This window comes from Alloyangia pacifica (genome assembly GCF_003111685.1).
Taxonomy (GTDB): Bacteria; Pseudomonadota; Alphaproteobacteria; order Rhodobacterales; family Rhodobacteraceae; genus Salipiger; species Salipiger pacificus_A.
In genome coordinates, this window is record NZ_CP022189.1 from 1,662,809 (window position 1) to 1,678,685 (window position 15,877).

The 15,877-nt window shown below is 65.1% G+C and carries 17 protein-coding genes and 1 pseudogene; 4 read left to right on the forward strand and 14 right to left on the reverse strand.

Going from position 1 to position 15,877, the window contains the following annotated elements; genetic code table 11:
- Positions 1–270 precede the first annotated feature (270 nt).
- The 7 genes and pseudogenes from CEW88_RS07975 to CEW88_RS08005 form a co-directional block, all read right to left on the reverse strand.
- Positions 271–1,587 (reverse strand): ABC transporter substrate-binding protein, encoded by a 1,317-nt coding sequence (locus tag CEW88_RS07975; protein WP_108965737.1) that lies wholly within the window; start codon positions 1,585–1,587, stop codon positions 271–273.
- Positions 1,588–1,717: 130 nt separating this feature from the next.
- A complete protein-coding gene (locus CEW88_RS07980; RefSeq protein ID WP_108965739.1) occupies positions 1,718–2,680 on the reverse strand; it encodes a sugar-binding transcriptional regulator in 963 nt (320 codons plus the stop codon).
- Positions 2,681–2,682: 2 nt separating this feature from the next.
- Positions 2,683–3,366, reverse strand: a complete 684-nt coding sequence (locus CEW88_RS07985; RefSeq protein ID WP_108965741.1) for an HAD family hydrolase — start codon at positions 3,364–3,366, stop codon at positions 2,683–2,685.
- Positions 3,367–3,539: 173 nt separating this feature from the next.
- Positions 3,540–4,337 (reverse strand): ATP-binding protein, encoded by a 798-nt coding sequence (locus CEW88_RS07990; protein ID WP_108967637.1) that lies wholly within the window; start codon positions 4,335–4,337, stop codon positions 3,540–3,542.
- A gap of 41 nt (positions 4,338–4,378) precedes the next feature.
- Complete coding sequence (gene tatC / locus CEW88_RS07995; protein ID WP_108965743.1) at positions 4,379–5,305, reverse strand: twin-arginine translocase subunit TatC; 927 nt, start codon at positions 5,303–5,305, stop codon at positions 4,379–4,381.
- Positions 5,302–5,783 (reverse strand): annotated as a pseudogene (tatB, locus tag CEW88_RS08000) (Sec-independent protein translocase protein TatB). Before tatB ends, tatC begins: the two are co-directional and overlap by 4 nt.
- A 4-nt stretch (positions 5,784–5,787) precedes the next feature.
- Positions 5,788–6,003: a twin-arginine translocase TatA/TatE family subunit gene (locus tag CEW88_RS08005; RefSeq protein ID WP_108965744.1), complete on the reverse strand. Its 216-nt coding sequence runs from the start codon at positions 6,001–6,003 to the stop codon at positions 5,788–5,790.
- Between the two features lie 262 nt (positions 6,004–6,265).
- Between CEW88_RS08005 and CEW88_RS08010 the strand changes: the two genes are divergently transcribed.
- On the forward strand, positions 6,266–6,928 hold the full coding sequence (locus tag CEW88_RS08010) for a helix-turn-helix transcriptional regulator (protein ID WP_108965746.1): 663 nt from the start codon (positions 6,266–6,268) through the stop codon (positions 6,926–6,928).
- A 6-nt stretch (positions 6,929–6,934) separates the two neighbouring features.
- Here the strand turns inward: CEW88_RS08010 and CEW88_RS08015 are convergent, their stop codons facing one another.
- From CEW88_RS08015 to CEW88_RS08025, 3 genes are all read right to left on the reverse strand, one after another.
- Positions 6,935–7,402, reverse strand: a complete 468-nt coding sequence (locus tag CEW88_RS08015) for an SRPBCC family protein (RefSeq protein WP_108965748.1) — start codon at positions 7,400–7,402, stop codon at positions 6,935–6,937.
- Between the two features lie 248 nt (positions 7,403–7,650).
- On the reverse strand, positions 7,651–8,223 hold the full coding sequence (locus tag CEW88_RS08020; RefSeq protein ID WP_108967640.1) for a YceI family protein: 573 nt from the start codon (positions 8,221–8,223) through the stop codon (positions 7,651–7,653).
- Between the two features lie 304 nt (positions 8,224–8,527).
- The gene (locus CEW88_RS08025) at positions 8,528–8,746 is read right to left on the reverse strand and encodes a hypothetical protein (protein WP_108965750.1); all 219 of its coding nucleotides are present in this window, start codon (positions 8,744–8,746) and stop codon (positions 8,528–8,530) included.
- Positions 8,747–9,051: 305 nt separating this feature from the next.
- Here CEW88_RS08025 and rpsF point away from each other — a divergent pair, with 305 nt between their 5' ends.
- The 3 genes from rpsF to rplI are packed head-to-tail and all read left to right on the forward strand — an operon-like array spanning position 9,052 to position 10,283.
- Positions 9,052–9,414 (forward strand): 30S ribosomal protein S6, encoded by a 363-nt coding sequence (gene rpsF / locus CEW88_RS08030; RefSeq protein ID WP_108965751.1) that lies wholly within the window; start codon positions 9,052–9,054, stop codon positions 9,412–9,414.
- 23 nt (positions 9,415–9,437) lie between these two features.
- On the forward strand, positions 9,438–9,665 hold the full coding sequence (gene rpsR / locus CEW88_RS08035; RefSeq protein ID WP_089844216.1) for a 30S ribosomal protein S18: 228 nt from the start codon (positions 9,438–9,440) through the stop codon (positions 9,663–9,665).
- 12 nt (positions 9,666–9,677) lie between these two features.
- Entirely contained in the window at positions 9,678–10,283 is a 606-nt protein-coding gene (gene rplI / locus CEW88_RS08040) for a 50S ribosomal protein L9 (protein WP_108965753.1), read from the forward strand.
- Positions 10,284–10,367: 84 nt separating this feature from the next.
- Here the strand turns inward: rplI and CEW88_RS08045 are convergent, their stop codons facing one another.
- The 4 genes from CEW88_RS08045 to CEW88_RS08060 all read right to left on the reverse strand — a co-directional run bounded on the left by CEW88_RS08045 (position 10,368) and on the right by CEW88_RS08060 (position 15,833).
- Positions 10,368–11,051 (reverse strand): DUF2270 domain-containing protein, encoded by a 684-nt coding sequence (locus CEW88_RS08045; protein WP_108965755.1) that lies wholly within the window; start codon positions 11,049–11,051, stop codon positions 10,368–10,370.
- Positions 11,052–11,206: 155 nt separating this feature from the next.
- Positions 11,207–12,538, reverse strand: coding sequence for a trigger factor (gene tig / locus CEW88_RS08050; RefSeq protein WP_108965757.1), 1,332 nt, complete (start codon positions 12,536–12,538; stop codon positions 11,207–11,209).
- Between the two features lie 268 nt (positions 12,539–12,806).
- Complete coding sequence (locus CEW88_RS08055; RefSeq protein ID WP_108965759.1) at positions 12,807–14,240, reverse strand: NAD(P)(+) transhydrogenase (Re/Si-specific) subunit beta; 1,434 nt, start codon at positions 14,238–14,240, stop codon at positions 12,807–12,809.
- A 15-nt stretch (positions 14,241–14,255) separates the two neighbouring features.
- Entirely contained in the window at positions 14,256–15,833 is a 1,578-nt protein-coding gene (locus CEW88_RS08060; protein ID WP_108965761.1) for a Re/Si-specific NAD(P)(+) transhydrogenase subunit alpha, read from the reverse strand.
- Between the last annotated feature and the right edge of the window lie 44 nt (positions 15,834–15,877).

Genomic DNA, 15,877 nt, shown 5'->3' on the forward strand with positions numbered 1-15,877 from the left:
ACTTGGGGCTTGGGTATCGGGTCTTTGAGGTGGGGAATGAGCGCTTCCGGGGCGCCCGCGCTGGGGTGGGCCGGCGCGCGTTGCCCCGGAAGCAGTGGACACCGACCGACCGCCGCCGCCCGGGTGAGGACGGGAGGCGCGGAGCCCCAGGGCGCGGTCTTGCGCCGCGTTTCCAGGGTCGGCCGGGCCGGGTGTGCCATCGGACCTGGAGGGGGCGGGCCCGTCGATCCCCGGAGGGCCCGCCGGTCCGTGGCTGTCCGCGAGGCGGGCTTACTTGATGTAGCCTGCCTTCATCATTTCACGCTCGGTGAGCATCTGCGCCGACTGCAGCGCCTGTTCGGCCGTCACCTGCCCCGCGAGCGCGGCAGAGAACTGCTGGCCAACCGCGGTGCCGAGCCCCTGGAATTCGGGGATGGCGACGAACTGGACACCCACGTAGGGCACTTCGTCGACGGTCGGGTTCTGCGGATCGGCCGCGTTGATCGACTCCAGCGTCATCTCGGCGAAAGGCGCGGCTTCGAGATACTCGGGGTTCTCGTAGAGCGAGGTGCGGGTGCCCGGCGGCACGTTCGCCCAGCCCTCTTTCTCGGCGACGAGCGCGAGGTACTCTTTCGAGGTCGCCCATTCGACGAAGGCCTTGGCCGCGTCTTCCTTCTGGGTGCCGGCGGGGATGCCGAGGTTCCAGGCCCAGAGCCAGTTGCCGCGCTTGCCGAGACCGTTGTCGGGCGCCAGAGCGAAACCGACCTGATCGGCCACCGAGGATTCCTCGGCATTGGTCACGAAGGAAGCCGCCACGGTGGCGTCGATCCACATGCCGCATTTGCCCGACTGGAACAGCGCGAGGTTTTCGTTGAAGCCGTTCGACGAGGCACCCGGCGGGCCGTAGTTGTTCATCAGATCGAGATAGTCGGTCAGCGTCGCCTTCCACTCGGGGCTGTCGAACTGCGGCTTCCAGTCCATGTCGAACCAGCGCGCGCCATAGGAGTTGGACATGGCGGTCAGGAAGGCCATGTTCTCGCCCCAGCCGGCCTTGCCGCGCAGGCAGATGCCATAGACTTCGCCTTCCTTGTCGGTCATCGCCGCCGCGGCTTCCTTGATGAAGTCCCAGGTCGGCGCCTCGGGCATCTCGAGCCCGGCGGCCTCCATCAGGTCCTTGCGGTACATGACCATCGAGCTTTCGCCGTAGAAGGGCGCGGCATAGAGATTGCCCTCAACCGTCAGACCGCCGCGGATGGCGGGCAGGATGTCATCGGCATCGTAGCTTTCGGGCAGGTCATCGAGGCTGACCAGCCAGCCGCGCTCGCCCCAGATCGGAACCTCGTAGGTGCCGATGGTCATCACGTCGAACTGACCGCCCTTGGTGGCCACGTCTTGGGTCACGCGCTGGCGCAGCACGTTCTCTTCCAGCGTCACCCATTCGACTTTGATGTCGGGGTGCGCCTCGTAGAAGGCGTCCATCAGACCCTGCATGCGGATCATATCGCCGTTGTTCACCGTTGCGACGGTGATCGTGGTCTCTGCAAGCGCCGCAGTGCCGAGGGCACCCAAAGCGCACGCGCCCATGAGAGCGCGGATGGTAACTGACATGAGAAATCCTCCCTGAATTCCGACACTGGGCTTGCGCTCGCTCTCCCTTTGGTGAGCAACTGCCCGCGTGATGGGCAAATGCTCACTCAAAGCCATGAGTCGAGTCAAGCCCATTTTGGACGCAGAGCCTTTAAGAAGTGCTGAGGATTTCCGCGGCGGTGAGTTCGTCGGTGATCAGGCCCTGGATCAAATGCCCCTTAAGAGCGGCCCGCAAGGCCTTGATCTTGCTGACACCTCCGGCAACGCAGATCACCGGATTCTGGTTCTGCGGCACGCGCACGCCAACCATGAATTCATTGACAGGATGATCGAGGTACCGCCCTTCGGCGTCGAAGACATGGCCCCCAAGTTCCCCTGCGGCCCCTGCCGCCCGCAGGCTAGAGAGCTCTTCGGCGGTGATAAACCCGTCGACGAGGAGCGGTGCATCATCCGCCATCTGGCCGATTCCGACGATCGTCACATCCGCCTCCTTGGCCAGCGCGCGCGAGCTCACCACGTGCGGGAGGCTGCGGTAGGTCGCGAATTCCTCGGCGTCGCGGGCCATCACCGGCACCGACATCGGGTAGTGCGGCGCGCCGGTCTTGTCGGCGATGCGCATGATGACCTCGTAGAAGGAGGCCGAGCCGTCGGGCGCCACGTTGCCGATCAGCGAGACCATGCGGTGGTGCCCGGCCGAGATGGTCTGCATCTGGTCGATCATCGCCCGCAGCGTCCGCCCGGTGCCGAGCGCGATGAGCTGCGGCGTCTCCTGCGCAAAGATCCGTTCCATCTCGGCGGCGGCAAAGGGCGCGATGGCGCGCAGCGCGTCCTGCCCCGAATCCGCCCGCGGTGCGACGCGCGCGCGCGACAGCCCGAAGCGCTGGCGCAGCCCGCGTTCGAGCTCGAGACAGTCGGCGATCGGATGGTCGATGCGAACCTTCACCAGACCCTCGGCCACGGCCCGGGCCACCAGCCGCTGCGCGCGCTGGCGCGAGATGCCAAGCTCATCGGCGATCTGGTCCTGCCGCAGGCCCCCCACGTAGTAGAGCCAGGCCGCGCGCGCCGCCAGATCGTCGGGAGAGGCGTCATCGCTGTCGAGGGTGCGCAGGGCCATGGTCACGTGCCTGTGAGAAAGAGATCAGGGGCAAGATGCGGGAGTTCCGCGAAACTTGCAAATTGACGGTGCGGCAGCGTCTGGGGGTCCTGCGGCACCGCCCCGTTCGCAAGGTGGCTGCCGCCGGTGAACTGCCAGACCGCCATGCCCGCCGCCAGCCCCGCGCCGATGCCGGCCAAGGAATCCTCGATCAGCAGGCAGCGCTCCGGGGGCACGCCTGCCTTTTCGGCGGCGCGCAGCGGCAGGTCGGGCGCGGGCTTGCCGCGTTTGACCTCAGAGGCCGTGGTGATCCGCCCTTCGAAGGCCGCCGTCAGCCCGGTCATTGCAAGGCTCGAGGCAACCCGCGCCGGGCTCGAACTGGTGGCAAGGCAATAGGGCACCGCGAGCGCCCCGAGCACCTCGCGCAGGTGCGGCATGACTTTCAGCCCCTCGGCCTCGAAGGCGGCGATGAGCCGGGCGCGGTAGTCGGCCTCGAAGCCAGCGGGCAGCGTGATGCCGAATTCCTCGCGGATCTGCGCGATCACCGTGGGGTAACTGCGGCCAAGGAAATGCCGCGCGACATAGGGGATGTCGACCGTGACGCCCTGCTGCGCCAGTTCGGTCACCAGCATGCGCAGCGAGATGATCTCGCTGTCCACGACGACACCGTCGAAATCAAACAGCACCAGCTCTATCGGCTGCGACATGCCTAGGCCCCCAAAAAGTCTTGCGCATTTCGCCCGAAGGGCCACCCGGCTGCAACCTCGGAGTCGCGCATTTCCGAAAAGACGAGAGGGCGCGCAACGGTAAAGAGGGCCGGAAAAAAGGCCGGGGAAGATCCCCGGCCCTTTGCTTTCTAGTCAAATACCCGATCGCGGCCTCAGCCGATCGTCACGCCCTTGCGTCCCGCGAGATCGAGGAAATACTGCCAGGCCACCCGGCCCGAGCGGGCGCCGCGCGTCGCCTGCCATTCGATCGCCTCGGCCCGCAGCGTCTCGTCGTCGATCTCGACGCCGTGCTCGGTGCAGTAGCCCCGGATCATCGCGAGGTACTCGTCCTGCGTGCAGGGATGGAAGCCCAGCCAGAGCCCGAAACGGTCCGACAGCGAGACCTTCTCCTCGACCGCCTCGGAGGGGTTGATCGAGGTGCTGCGCTCGTTCTCGATCATGTCGCGCGGCATCAGGTGCCTGCGGTTCGAGGTGGCGTAGAAGAGCACGTTCTCGGGCCGCCCCTCGATGCCGCCGTCCAGCACCGCCTTGAGGCTCTTGTAATGCTGGTCGTCATGGCTGAACGACAGGTCGTCGCAGAACAACACGAAGCGGTACGGCGCGCCGCGCAGCAAGTTCAGCAACCGGCCCACCGAGGGCAGGTCCTCGCGCTGCAGCTCGACCAGTTTCAGCGGCTGGCCCTTCGCACGAACTTCGGCGTGCACCGCCTTGACGATGCTCGATTTTCCCATCCCGCGCGCACCCCACAGAAGGGCGTTGTTGGCGGGCAGTCCGCGGGCGAACTGCAGCGTGTTGGACAGCAGCGTGTCGCGCGAGCGGTCGATGCCGACAAGCAGTTTGAGGTCGATCCGGTTCACCTGCGGCACCGGCTCGAGCCGGTCCGGCTCAGTGTGCCAGACAAAGGCATCCGCCGCGCCGAACTCCGGGGCGGCAAGAGGCGCCGGAGCCATTCGCTCCAGCGCCTCCGCGATGCGTTTCAACGCGTTCTTCTTCACGTGGTGCGGTCCTCCTCGACCTCTTCCTCGTCATCTTCGAACCACAGGCCTTGGGCGCGCAGCTCCTTCTCGCGCTTCTTCTCGACCAGGCGGACGAGGAAGATCGAGATCTCGTAAAGCCCGTAGACCACCACGAAGAGGATCACCTGCGTGGTCACATCCGGCGGGGTGACCAGCGCGGCCAGCACGAGGATCGCGACCACGGCGTATTTGCGCACCGAGCCCAGGCCCTCGGCCGAGACCAGCCCGGCCTTGCCCATCAGCGTCAGCAGCACCGGCAGCTGGAAGCACAGGCCAAAGGCGACGATGAACTTGAGCGTGATGTCGAGGCTTTCATTCACCTTGCCGAAGAAGGTGATCTTCATGCCCTCGGCGGTCTCGGGCACGACGGCGGTGTCCGCAGGCAGATCGGCGGGCATGCCGTCGGTCGCACGCTGCAGCAGGTCGGCGAAGATCGAACTCACGTCGGCAAAACCGAGGAAGAACTGCATCGCCAGCGGCGTCACGATGAAATGGGCAAAGCTCGCGCCGAGCAGGAACATGATCGGCGAGGCGATCATGAACGGCAGGAAGGCGTTCTTCTCGGATTTGTAGAGCCCCGGCGCGACGAAGCGCCAGAGCTGGAACGAGATCACCGGGAAGGCCAGGCCGAAGCCGAAGACCATCGAGATGCGGAACAGCGTGAACAGGTATTCCTGCGGCGAGGTGTACTGCATGGTGGGCGACGGATCGCCAAGCGCGCGCAGCGTCTCCTCGATCGGGCCCAGCAGGAATTGCAGCAGCGGCTCGGCCACGGTGAAGGCCAGCACGATGCCCACGATGAACGCCAGAACAGCCCGGATGAGCCGCGTGCGCAGCTCAGCCAGGTGCTCGATCAGCGGCGCCGAGCTGTCGTCGATTTCGTCATGGTCCAGTTGGCTCATGCGTCACCGTCTTTCTTAAGGTGCGATTCCAGCTCCTCGGCCTTCTTCGCGGACTCTTCTGCGCGCTTCATCGCCGCTTCCGCCTCGCGCTTCTGGCGCTCGGCGGCGGCGCGGGCGGCGCCAGCCTCGATCTTCTGCTTGTTCGCGGCCCGCTCGGTCTCGAGCGCGCCGGGATCCTCTTTCAGCCCCTCGGTCTTCTTCGGGGGGTGGGGTCGGTCATCGACTTGGCGGCATCGCGCACCCCGTCCATGGCCGAGCTCATCGGGTTGGTCGCCGTCTTGAGGGTCTTGGCAACGTCGCGCACGCCCGCCTCGTCCGCCGCATCGTTCATCGCGCGGCTGAACTCGCGCGCCATGCCGCGCGCCTTGCCCATGAAGCGACCTACATTGCGGAACAGCACCGGCAGATCCTTGGGGCCCACGACAATGAGCGCCACGATCCCGATGACCATGAGTTCCGACCAGCCAAGATCGAACATGGGATCAGACCTTGTCCTTCTCGCTCTCCGGGGTCACGTCCTTGGCCCCGTCGGCCTTTTCGTCCTCGAGTTCCTTCGAGCCCTCGCTCACGCCCTTCTTGAAGGCGGTGATGCCCTTGCCGACTTCGCCCATGAGGTTGGAAATCTTGCCGCGGCCGAACAGAACCAGCACCACGACGGCGATGAGCAGAAGGCCCGGAAGGCCGATGTTGTTGAGCATGTCCTTAGTCTCCCTTAGGCCGCTCCAACCCTGTGCGGGCGTCCCCGAAGCGGCGCGTCGAAATCTGTTCCCGGGTTGTAGGATCCTTCCCGGCGGCGCGGAAGGCGCAAAGCCGGGCTGCCTGGCACGTCGGAGGGGTTTTCTTTCTGCTTTATGACAGTATTCTGTCAGGTGACAATAATATGTCAGTTGGGGCGCTCCCGCGCTTCGCCGCTCGCGCGAATCGACCCGCCCTGGATGCCCTGCCCCCGGAACGCCACAGATGAAGAAGTCCGACCGCCTCTACACGCTGATGACCCGCCTCAAGGATGGAACGCTGCACACTGCCGAGGCGCTGGCCGAGGAACTGGGCGTCTCGGTGCGCACCATCTATCGCGACATGGACACGCTGGCGGCCTCTGGCGTGCCGATTGAAGGCGAGCGCGGGCGCGGCTACACCGCCCGCGCGGCCTTCACCCTGCCGCCGCTGAACCTGAGCGAGCTGGAACTGGAGGCGCTGCACCTTGGGCTCGCCGCCGTCGGACAGGGCGGCATGGCCGACCTCGCCGAAGCCGCCGAGGCGCTCTCGGCCCGGATCGACGCGCTGCTGCCCGAGGATGGCACCACGGGCGGCGCCTTCGGCTTTGCCACCTACCCCTTTCGCGAGGCCGCCGAGGGATTCCGCTTCATGCCCGACTTCCGCGCCGCCATCCGCGCCCGGCAGAAGCTGCGGGTCACGCTCAAGGATCGCGCCGGCCCGCAGGACCTGCGTCCATTGCACATGGATTACTGGGGCCGCATCTGGACCTGCGTCACCTGGAACGAGACCGCGCGCGGCTTTGAAACGCTCCGCATCGACCAGGTGACCGGCGTGACACCCCTGCCCGGGCTTTTCGTCGATGAGCCGGGCAAGAGCCTTGCCGACTTCCGCGCCGGACGTGGCTGAGCGCGCTCAGCGCAGGGTCTTGGCGTAGGCCTCGAGCTGGGTCGCCACGGCGCCCCAGCCGTCGTAGAAGCCCATCTGCTCATGCGTCTGGCGCGACTCCGCGCTGCGATGGCGGGCGGTCGCGGTGTAGAGCGTGCCGCCCTTGCCGTTGTCCTCGAAGTCGATGATGGCGGTCATGAACGGGTCGGGCGCCGGCTTCCAGCCCTCGGAATAGCTGTCGGTGAAGACCAGGCGGCGGTTCGGGACCACCTCGAGCCAGACCCCGGTGTTCTGCATCTCATTCCCCTCGACCTCGAAGGTCGTGTTGAAGCGCCCGCCAACCTTTAGGTCGATATCGCAGGAGGTGACCTTATGTGGTTTCGGCACGAAGAAGTGCTTGATGTGCTCGGGGGTGGTCCAGCACGCGAAGAGCACCTCGGGGCGCGCGTCAATATCGCGGCTGAAGGTCAGGTCCGTCTCGGGGTCGAGGGTCATCGGGGTCGCTCCTTGCTGCCCGGCCCTCCGGGCGTGGCGTCGAAGGGCGGTTGGCACCGCCCACCCCGAGTAGAGCGCAGGCCGCGCCGCTTTGACAATCACCCGTTCGCGCGCCTGCAGCTTTGCAGGGCTGTGCATAAAAAACCACCCCCCGAAGCCATGGGCTCCGGGGGGCACTGGTAAAGCTCTTGACGCGTCTGCTCGTTACCAAAGACACCCTGTCCCCGCGGGGACAGGGTCAAACGGCCTTACTCGGCCTTCATCGCCTCGATCGAGATCTCGACCTCGACCTCGTCGCTGACGTAGGGCGCGAACATGCCGAGGTTGTAGTCCGAGCGGATCAGCGTGGTGGTGGCGTGGAAGCCGAGCCAGGGCTTGCCTTCCATCGGGTGTTCGCCCGCCTGGGTCAGGACCGCGTCGAGCACGACCTCCTTGGTCACGCCGTTGAGGGTCAGATCGCCGGTGATCAGGCCGGTGTCATCGCCGGTCACTTCAATGGACTTCGAGGTGAAGGAGACGGTCTTGTCATCCGAGGCGCCGAAGAAATCGTCGCTCATGAAGTGCTCGTAGCGGCCTTCCCAGCCGGTGAGCATGGTGGTCACGTCCCAGGAGGTGGTGACGCTGGACGCGGCCGGGTCTTCGGCGTCGTACTGGATCTCACCCTCGAAGCCGCCGAACATGCCGTAGCCGGTCGAGAAGCCGAGGTGGTTGTAGGAGAAGACAATCTGCGTGTGGCTTGCGTCGAAGACATAGGTCTCGGGGGCGGCAAAGGCTGCGATCGGGGCGAGCGCGACGGCGCCGGCGAGAAGAAGGGATTTCATATCGGATATCTCCGGGAGGATTGCGTTGCGATGCCCGACCATGTCGTCATTCGCCGCGCCGCGGCAATCCGGCCTGCCTCCACAGGGTCTGTGGAAAATCGAACAGTTGTCGGCGCGCCCCGTCGCACAGGTCGGACCGGGGCTCGAGCCGGCGCCCTCTCCGGCCACACGAGACCAGCCCCGCGAGAGCCAAGCCGCGAAACCCCAAGAAGGCCCGGGATATCCCGAGCCCTTCCCGTCCGCCGATCCTATTTTTTGTTTGCCCGCCTATCGGCCCAGATACCGGCCCGACGAAATCCGCGTTCTAGCGCCGGTCAGCACAGAGCAGAACGGCACTCACCCCGGTGAGCAGCAACGTCAGCGAGAGCAGCAGCCGCCCAAGGGAGAGCCCCTGCTCCGCCTCGGGCACCAGCCACAGCGCGAAGGCCGAAAGCGCCAGGGCAAATCCGACGAACTGGCCGCCGAGGCGAAGCAGATGGGCCGTGGCCTCCCGTTCGGGGTTATGAAAACTGCCAAGGGACATCCTGCCCGTCTCCTTCACTCGTCACGCCGTACGCCCCCAGAACTGACGCCCGATCGCGACAGCATTGGGGCAATTCCGCGAAGCTATGCCGGCGTTTTTCAGCTCTGCCGCAAGGTTATCGGGCCGAACTCTTGAGAAACCATTAATCAATCTGTCCGCGCCCGATGGAGGCTTGTATCCCCGGGCTGAGCGTGTATAGAGCACCATCCCTCTGCAAGATGATGTGAACCGCGCAGACTCTCGTGGGCAGGAGCGGAGTGGATTGCCTGCCCTATGAAATGCGCCCGGATAGAAATGGAGCACACATGCCGCTTTATGAGCATGTTTTCATTGCGCGTCAGGACCTTTCCAACGCGCAGGCTGAAGGTCTCGTCGAACATTTCGGCACCGTCCTCTCGGACAACGGCGGCAAGGTCGTCGAATCCGAGTACTGGGGCGTGAAGACCATGGCCTACAAGATCAACAAGAACCGCAAGGGCCACTACGCCTTCCTCAAGACCGATGCCCCCGCATCGGCCGTGCAGGAAATGGAGCGTCTGATGCGCCTGCATGACGACGTTATGCGCGTTCTGACCATCAAGGTCGATGAGCATGCCGAGGGCCCCTCGGTGCAGATGCAGAAGCGCGACGAGCGCGAGGGCCGCGGCGACCGCCGTCCCCGTAACTGATCTGAACGAGAGGAGCTAAAACCATGGCTGCAAAACCGTTTTTCCGCCGCCGCAAGGTCTGCCCCTTCTCGGGCGACAATGCACCCAAGATCGACTACAAGGACACCCGTCTGCTGCAGCGCTACATCTCTGAGCGCGGCAAGATCGTCCCGTCCCGCATCACCGCAGTGTCGGCAAAGAAGCAGCGTGAACTGGCCCGTGCCATCAAGCGCGCCCGCTTCCTCGCCCTGCTGCCCTACGTCGTGAAATAAGGAGAGAGACCCATGCAAGTCATTCTTCTGGAGCGCGTGGCCAAGCTCGGCCAGATGGGCGATGTCGTCGACGTCAAACCCGGCTATGCACGCAACTACCTGCTGCTGCAGGGCAAGGCGCTGACCGCCTCGAAAGAGAACATCGCCTCCTTCGAAGCGCAGAAAGCCCAGCTCGAGGCGCGCAACCTCGAGACCAAGCAAGAAGCCGAAGCGCTCGGCGCAAAGCTCGACGGCCAGCAGTTCGTCGTGATTCGCCAGGCGTCGGACGGCGGCAACCTCTACGGCTCGGTCACCACCCGTGACGCCGCAGATGTCGCCACCGCCGAAGGCTTCTCGCTGGACCGCAAGCAGGTGGTCATCCGCCAGCCGATCAAGGAACTCGGCGTGCACGAAGTCGAGGTGCACCTGCACCCCGAGGTGATGGTCACCATCAACCTCAACGTCGCACGTTCGCCCGAAGAGGCAGAGCTCCAGGCATCGGGCAAGTCGATCCAGGAACTGGCCGCCGAGGAAGAGGCTCAGGCCGAATTCGAGATCTCCGAACTCTTCGACGAACTCGGCAGCGCCGCGTCGGACGAGGACGAAGCCGCTCCGGCGTCGGACGACGAAGAGGCCTGATCCGCTTTCGGATCGCCGCTTGAAACATGGAAAGCCGCGCCGGTCCCCCCGGCGCGGCTTTTTCTTTGCCCGGAATTGACGCGCTCAGCCCATGCTGGTCTTGTCGTGGCGCATTCCGGCGCGGCGCATGTCGTCGCGCCAGCTCCAGAGCGCCGCAGCGCCCCAGACCAGGCAGTAGAGCAGCCCCGCGGCCAGAACGAAGCCGCCGTGGATGGGCCCCACCGAGGCGCGCGCCACGAAGTCCCCGGCCGAGGTCAGCGGCTCGGGATGGACCAGCAGCTTGCCGATGTAGGCGATGCTCTGGATCAGCAGAATCCACACGTAGTTGCGCCTTATCCGTCGGCCGATCGCAACGCTGACCGAGACATGGTAGCGCGGCTTCCAGTAGTCCTGCGCCAGCACCTCCTGCCATCCCTCCTCCATGTGCAGATCGCCGTCATGCAGCATCGGCGCGAAGAAGTGGGTCTCCATCCAGCGGCAGCGGGCGCGCCAGACGTTGAAGTAGCGGTAGCGCCGCGCCTCGAGCATCAGGAAAAAGAGGATCAGGATGCCGACGAGGATCAGTGGCAGCGGCGAGGCGGCGGGCGAGCTGTAGGAGATCGAGAGCGCGATGCCGAGCGTGACCACCGCCCAGTTCGTCGTTGTGTCAAGCCGGGTGCGCCAGATCGTCGAGCGGTAAACCTCGCCGCGGTAGAGATGCGCCAGCGCGCCGATCTCCGCCGCATCCAGCACCTTGCGGCGCGCGTCACCTGCGTGCGTTGACTTCATCGGGCGCCCTCCCTGACCGCAGGATCACATGCAAGCGCGCGATCCGGCAAGGAAATTCCCTGCCGCAGATGCAGCCTGTCCGGCGAAGGCCACGCCGCACATGCAAAAGGGCCGCCCCGGAGGGCGGCCCTTCGTTCCGGCGCTGAGGCGCGGAATTACTCTTCGTCGAGCGCTTCGACAGCCTTCATGAGGTCGTCCTTGGAGACCTCTTTCTCGGTCACGGTCGCGCCTTCGGCGATGTGGTCGATGACCTTGTCTTCGAAGATCGGCGCGCGCAGCTGCTGCTGCATCTGGGCGTTCTGGCGCACGAAGTCGAAGAAGGCACGTTCCTGGCCCGGGTACTGACGCGCCTGCATCATGATCGCCTGGGTCATTTCCTGATCGGTCACCTCGATTTCGGCTTTCTGGCCGATCTCGGCGAGCAGCAGGCCAAGGCGCACGCGGCGCTCGGCGAGCTTGTTGTGCTCGTCGGTGGGTTCGATCTCGCCGTGGTCGTGGCCGTGATCGTCCGGGTGCTCTTCGTGGTAGAGCTGGTGCGCGATCTGCTTGGCTTCGGCTTCAACGAGGCTCGGCGGCAGCTCGAAGCTGACTTCCTTGTCCAGGGCGTCGAGCATGGCGCGCTTCAGCACCTGGCGCGAGGCACCGGCGTATTCGGCTTCGAGACGCTCGCGGATCTGGCCCTTCAGCGCTTCGAGATCCTCGGCACCGAACTTCTTGGCCAGCTCATCGTCGATCTCGGCGGCAACCGGCTCTTTCACGGCCTTGACGGTCACGTCAAAGACGGCAGCCTTGCCGGCGAGGTGCTCTGCACCGTACTCCTCGGGGAAGGAAACCTCGACGGCCTTCTCTTCCTCGGCTTTCAGGCCGACCAGCTGCTCTTCGAAGCCGGGGATGAAGGAGTTCGAGCCCAGCACCAGCGGGTAGTCCTCGGCGGAACCGCCTTCGAAGGCCTCACCGTCGACCTTGCCGACGAAGTCGATGACCACCTGGTCGCCGTCTTTCGCCTTGGAGCCCTTGCGGCGGTCCTTGAAGTCCTGCGCGTTCTCGGCGAGCTGCGCCAGCGCCTCGTCGACGGCGGCGTCATCTGCCTTCACCACGAGCTTCTCGAGCGACAGTTTCGACGCGTCGATTTCCGGAACTTCCGGCAGCTTCTCGTAGCTCATCTCGACGGTGACGTCGTCGCCTTCTTTCCAGTCGTCGTTGGTCATCTTGACCTGCGGCTGGAGCGCCGGACGGTCGCCGGTCTTCTCGAAGTGCTCGTTCATCGCACCGTCGATGGCTTCCTGCATGCTTTCGCCCAGCACGCGCTGACCGAACTGCTTCTTCAGCAGCGGCATGGGGACCTTACCCTTGCGGAAGCCCTTCATCTCGATTTCCGGCTGCGCCTCGACGAGCTTTTCGTTCACCTTCGCATCGAGCTCTTCCGCGGTGAGGATGAGTTCGTAGGCGCGCTTCAGACCTTCGTTCAGCGTCTCGTTGACCTGCATGCCAATTCCCTTGTGGTCGTGATACGGGGGCACGGACTCCGGCCCACCGCGAAATTCGAATTTGCGGTCTTCTATGCGTCCCAGAGGGTCCATGCAAGGCGGAAACGCTCTGTATGACAGGCCAAGGCGCCGCGAAGCGGGTAAACCTCCGATTTCGCGAAAAAGCCGCGGGCCGGCGGCGCGGCGCCCTGCCCCCATGCCGCAATGCAGCAACGCAAAGGGCCCCGCCATCGCTGACGGGGCCCCCTGTCTCGATCGTTCAACCGGGTCAGCTGATCTTGTTCAGCAGCTCGCCGATCGACTGTTTCGCGTCACCGTAGTACATCCGCGTGTTGTCCTTGTAGAACAGCGGGTTCTCGATGCCCGAGTAGCCGGTGCCCTGACCGCGCTTCGACACGAAGACCTGCTTGGCCTTCCACACTTCCAGCACCGGCATGCCGGCGATGGGAGAGTTCGGGTCTTCCTGCGCCGCGGGGTTCACGATGTCGTTCGAGCCGATGACGATGACCACGTCGGTGTCGGGGAAGTCCTCGTTGATCTCGTCCATTTCGAGAACGATGTCATAAGGCACCTTCGCCTCGGCCAGCAGCACGTTCATGTGGCCCGGCAGGCGCCCTGCCACGGGGTGGATTGCGAAGCGCACCTCCTTGCCCTTGGCACGCAGCTTGCGGGTGAGTTCCGCGACGTTCTGCTGCGCCTGTGCCACGGCCATGCCGTAGCCCGGCACGATGATGACGCTGTCGGCTTCCTCGAGCGCCGAGGCCACGCCGTCGACGTCGATCGCCACCTGCTCGCCCTCGACCTCCATCGCGGGGCCCGAGGTGCCGCCGAAGCCGCCCAGGATCACCGACACGAAGGAGCGGTTCATCGCCTTGCACATGATGTACGACAGGATCGCACCCGAGGAGCCCACCAGCGCGCCGACGACGATCAGCAGATCGTTCGACAGCGAGAAGCCGATGGCCGCCGCGGCCCAGCCCGAGTAGCTGTTCAGCATCGAGACCACCACCGGCATGTCGGCGCCGCCGATGCCCATGATCAGGTGGTAGCCGATGAAGAGCGCGCAGAGCGTCATGATCAGCACGGGGAAGAGCCCGCCGGTGTTCATGTACCAGATCAGGCAGATCACCGAGAGCGCCGCGGCGCCCGCGTTGAGCAGATGCCCGCCCGGCAGCTTCTCGGCCTTGGAGGTCACCTTGCCGGCGAGCTTGCCATAGGCGATCACCGAGCCGGTGAAGGTCACCGCACCGATGAAGATGCCGAGGAACAGCTCGACCTGCAGGATGCTCAGCTCGACCGGCGTCTTATGCGCGACCAGTTCGGCGAAGGTGCCGTGCACCGCCTCACCGGCGGCACGCGCCTTCTCGACCGTGCGCATGGTGAGATGCGCGTTGAAGCCGACGAAGACCGCCGCGAGGCCGACGAGGCTGTGCATTGCGGCCACCAGCTGCGGCATCTCGGTCATCTCGACCTTCTTGGCCACATAGGTGCCGATGATGCCGCCCGCCGCGATCAGGATGACCGACAGCAGCCACAGACCCGAGCCCGGGCCGATCAGCGTGGCAAAGACCGCGAGGCCCATGCCGACGATGCCGTACCACACGGCGCGCTTGGCGCTTTCTTGCCCCGAGAGGCCACCCAGCGACAGGATGAACAGAACGGCCGCGACCACATAGGCCGCCGTCGTGAATCCGAATTCCATAGTCCCCACCTCTCCTTACGATTTCTGGAACATGGCGAGCATGCGCCGTGTCACGAGGAAGCCGCCGAAGATGTTGATCCCGGCCATGAAGACCGAGAGCGCGGCAAGGATGATCACCAGCCAGTTGCCCGAGCCGATCTGCATCAGGGCACCAAGAATGATGATCGAGGAGATGGCGTTGGTGACGGCCATCAGCGGGGTGTGCAGCGAATGCGAGACGTTCCAGATCACCTGGAAGCCAACAAAGACCGAGAGCACGAAGACGATGAAGTGCTGCATGAAGCTGGCGGGGGCAACGAGGCCCACGGCGAGCAGCAGCACCGCACCGATGGTCAGCAGGGTGACCTGCTGCTTGGTCTGCGCCTTGAAGGCGGCCACTTCCTGCGCGCGCTTCTGTTCCGGCGTCAGTTCGGGCGCCTTTTCCTTAGGCTTCTGCGCTGCGATCGCCTTGGTCTTCGGCGGCGGCGGCGGGAAGGTGACGTCTTTGCCGTGCGCGATGGTCGCGCCGCGGATCACGTCGTCTTCCATGTTGTGCACGACGGTGCCGTCGGTCTTGCCGGGCGTCAGGTCGGACATCATGTGCCGGATGTTGGTGGCGTAGAGCGTCGAGCTCTGCGTCGCCATGCGGCTGGGGAAGTCGGTGTAGCCGATGATGGTCACGCCGTTGTCGGTGACGATCTTCTCGTCCATGACCGTCAGCTTGCAGTTGCCACCGCGCTCGGCCGCCAGATCGACGATCACCGAGCCGGGCTTCATCGCCTTGACCATGTCCTCTGTCCACAACTCCGGGGCTTCCCGGTTGGGGATCAGGGCGGTGGTGATGACGATGTCCATCTCGGGGGCAAGTTCACGGAACTTGGCGAGCTGGGCTTCGCGGAACTCGGGGCTGGAGACCGAGGCATAGCCGCCCGAAGCAGAGCCGTCGGCCTGCTCTTCCTCGAAGTCGAGGTAGACGAATTCGGCGCCCATGCTCTCGACCTGCTCGGCCACTTCGGGCCGCACGTCGAAGGCGTAGGTGATCGCGCCGAGCGAGGTCGAGGTGCCGATGGCCGCAAGACCGGCCACGCCTGCGCCGACAATCAGCACCTTGGCGGGCGGCACCTTGCCGGCGGCGGTCACCTGACCGGTGAAGAAGCGGCCGAAGTTGTTGCCCGCCTCGATCACCGCGCGGTAGCCGGCGATATTGGCCATGGACGACAGGGCGTCCATCTTCTGCGCGCGGCTGATGCGCGGGACCATGTCCATCGCGATCACGCTGGCGCCCACATCGGCGGCCTGCTTCATCAGTGCCTCGTTCGAGGCAGGATAGAAGAACGAGATCAGCAGTTTCTCGGGCGTCAGATGCGCCACTTCCTCTTCGCTCGGCGGGCGGACCTTGGCGACGATATCCGCCTGCGCCCACAGGGCGGCGGCATCCTGAACCACGGTCACGCCAGCGGCCTCATAGGCCGCGTCGGCAAAGCCTGCCTTCGCGCCGGCGCCTGACTGGATCAGGCAATCATATCCCAGCTTCTGCAGTTGCAGCGCCGAGTCCGGGGTCATGGCGACGCGCGCCTCTCCCTCGAAAATCTCTGTCGGCGTTCCGATCTTCACTTAGTTCGTCCCCCTTTTAGGCCGAGTGTCCGACCCTTCCTGGT

Coding starts and splice junctions, on each gene's coding strand:
- CEW88_RS07975 (WP_108965737.1), bottom strand. CDS start 1,587: ATGTCAGTTACCATCCGCGCTCTCATGGGCGCGTGCGCTTTGGGTGCC.
- CEW88_RS07980 (WP_108965739.1), bottom strand. CDS start 2,680: ATGGCCCTGCGCACCCTCGACAGCGATGACGCCTCTCCCGACGATCTG.
- CEW88_RS07985 (WP_108965741.1), bottom strand. CDS start 3,366: ATGTCGCAGCCGATAGAGCTGGTGCTGTTTGATTTCGACGGTGTCGTC.
- CEW88_RS07990 (WP_108967637.1), bottom strand. CDS start 4,337: ATGGCTCCGGCGCCTCTTGCCGCCCCGGAGTTCGGCGCGGCGGATGCC.
- tatC (WP_108965743.1), bottom strand. CDS start 5,305: ATGAGCCAACTGGACCATGACGAAATCGACGACAGCTCGGCGCCGCTG.
- CEW88_RS08005 (WP_108965744.1), bottom strand. CDS start 6,003: ATGCTCAACAACATCGGCCTTCCGGGCCTTCTGCTCATCGCCGTCGTG.
- CEW88_RS08010 (WP_108965746.1), top strand. CDS start 6,266: ATGAAGAAGTCCGACCGCCTCTACACGCTGATGACCCGCCTCAAGGAT.
- CEW88_RS08015 (WP_108965748.1), bottom strand. CDS start 7,402: ATGACCCTCGACCCCGAGACGGACCTGACCTTCAGCCGCGATATTGAC.
- CEW88_RS08020 (WP_108967640.1), bottom strand. CDS start 8,223: ATGAAATCCCTTCTTCTCGCCGGCGCCGTCGCGCTCGCCCCGATCGCA.
- CEW88_RS08025 (WP_108965750.1), bottom strand. CDS start 8,746: ATGTCCCTTGGCAGTTTTCATAACCCCGAACGGGAGGCCACGGCCCAT.
- rpsF (WP_108965751.1), top strand. CDS start 9,052: ATGCCGCTTTATGAGCATGTTTTCATTGCGCGTCAGGACCTTTCCAAC.
- rpsR (WP_089844216.1), top strand. CDS start 9,438: ATGGCTGCAAAACCGTTTTTCCGCCGCCGCAAGGTCTGCCCCTTCTCG.
- rplI (WP_108965753.1), top strand. CDS start 9,678: ATGCAAGTCATTCTTCTGGAGCGCGTGGCCAAGCTCGGCCAGATGGGC.
- CEW88_RS08045 (WP_108965755.1), bottom strand. CDS start 11,051: ATGAAGTCAACGCACGCAGGTGACGCGCGCCGCAAGGTGCTGGATGCG.
- tig (WP_108965757.1), bottom strand. CDS start 12,538: ATGCAGGTCAACGAGACGCTGAACGAAGGTCTGAAGCGCGCCTACGAA.
- CEW88_RS08055 (WP_108965759.1), bottom strand. CDS start 14,240: ATGGAATTCGGATTCACGACGGCGGCCTATGTGGTCGCGGCCGTTCTG.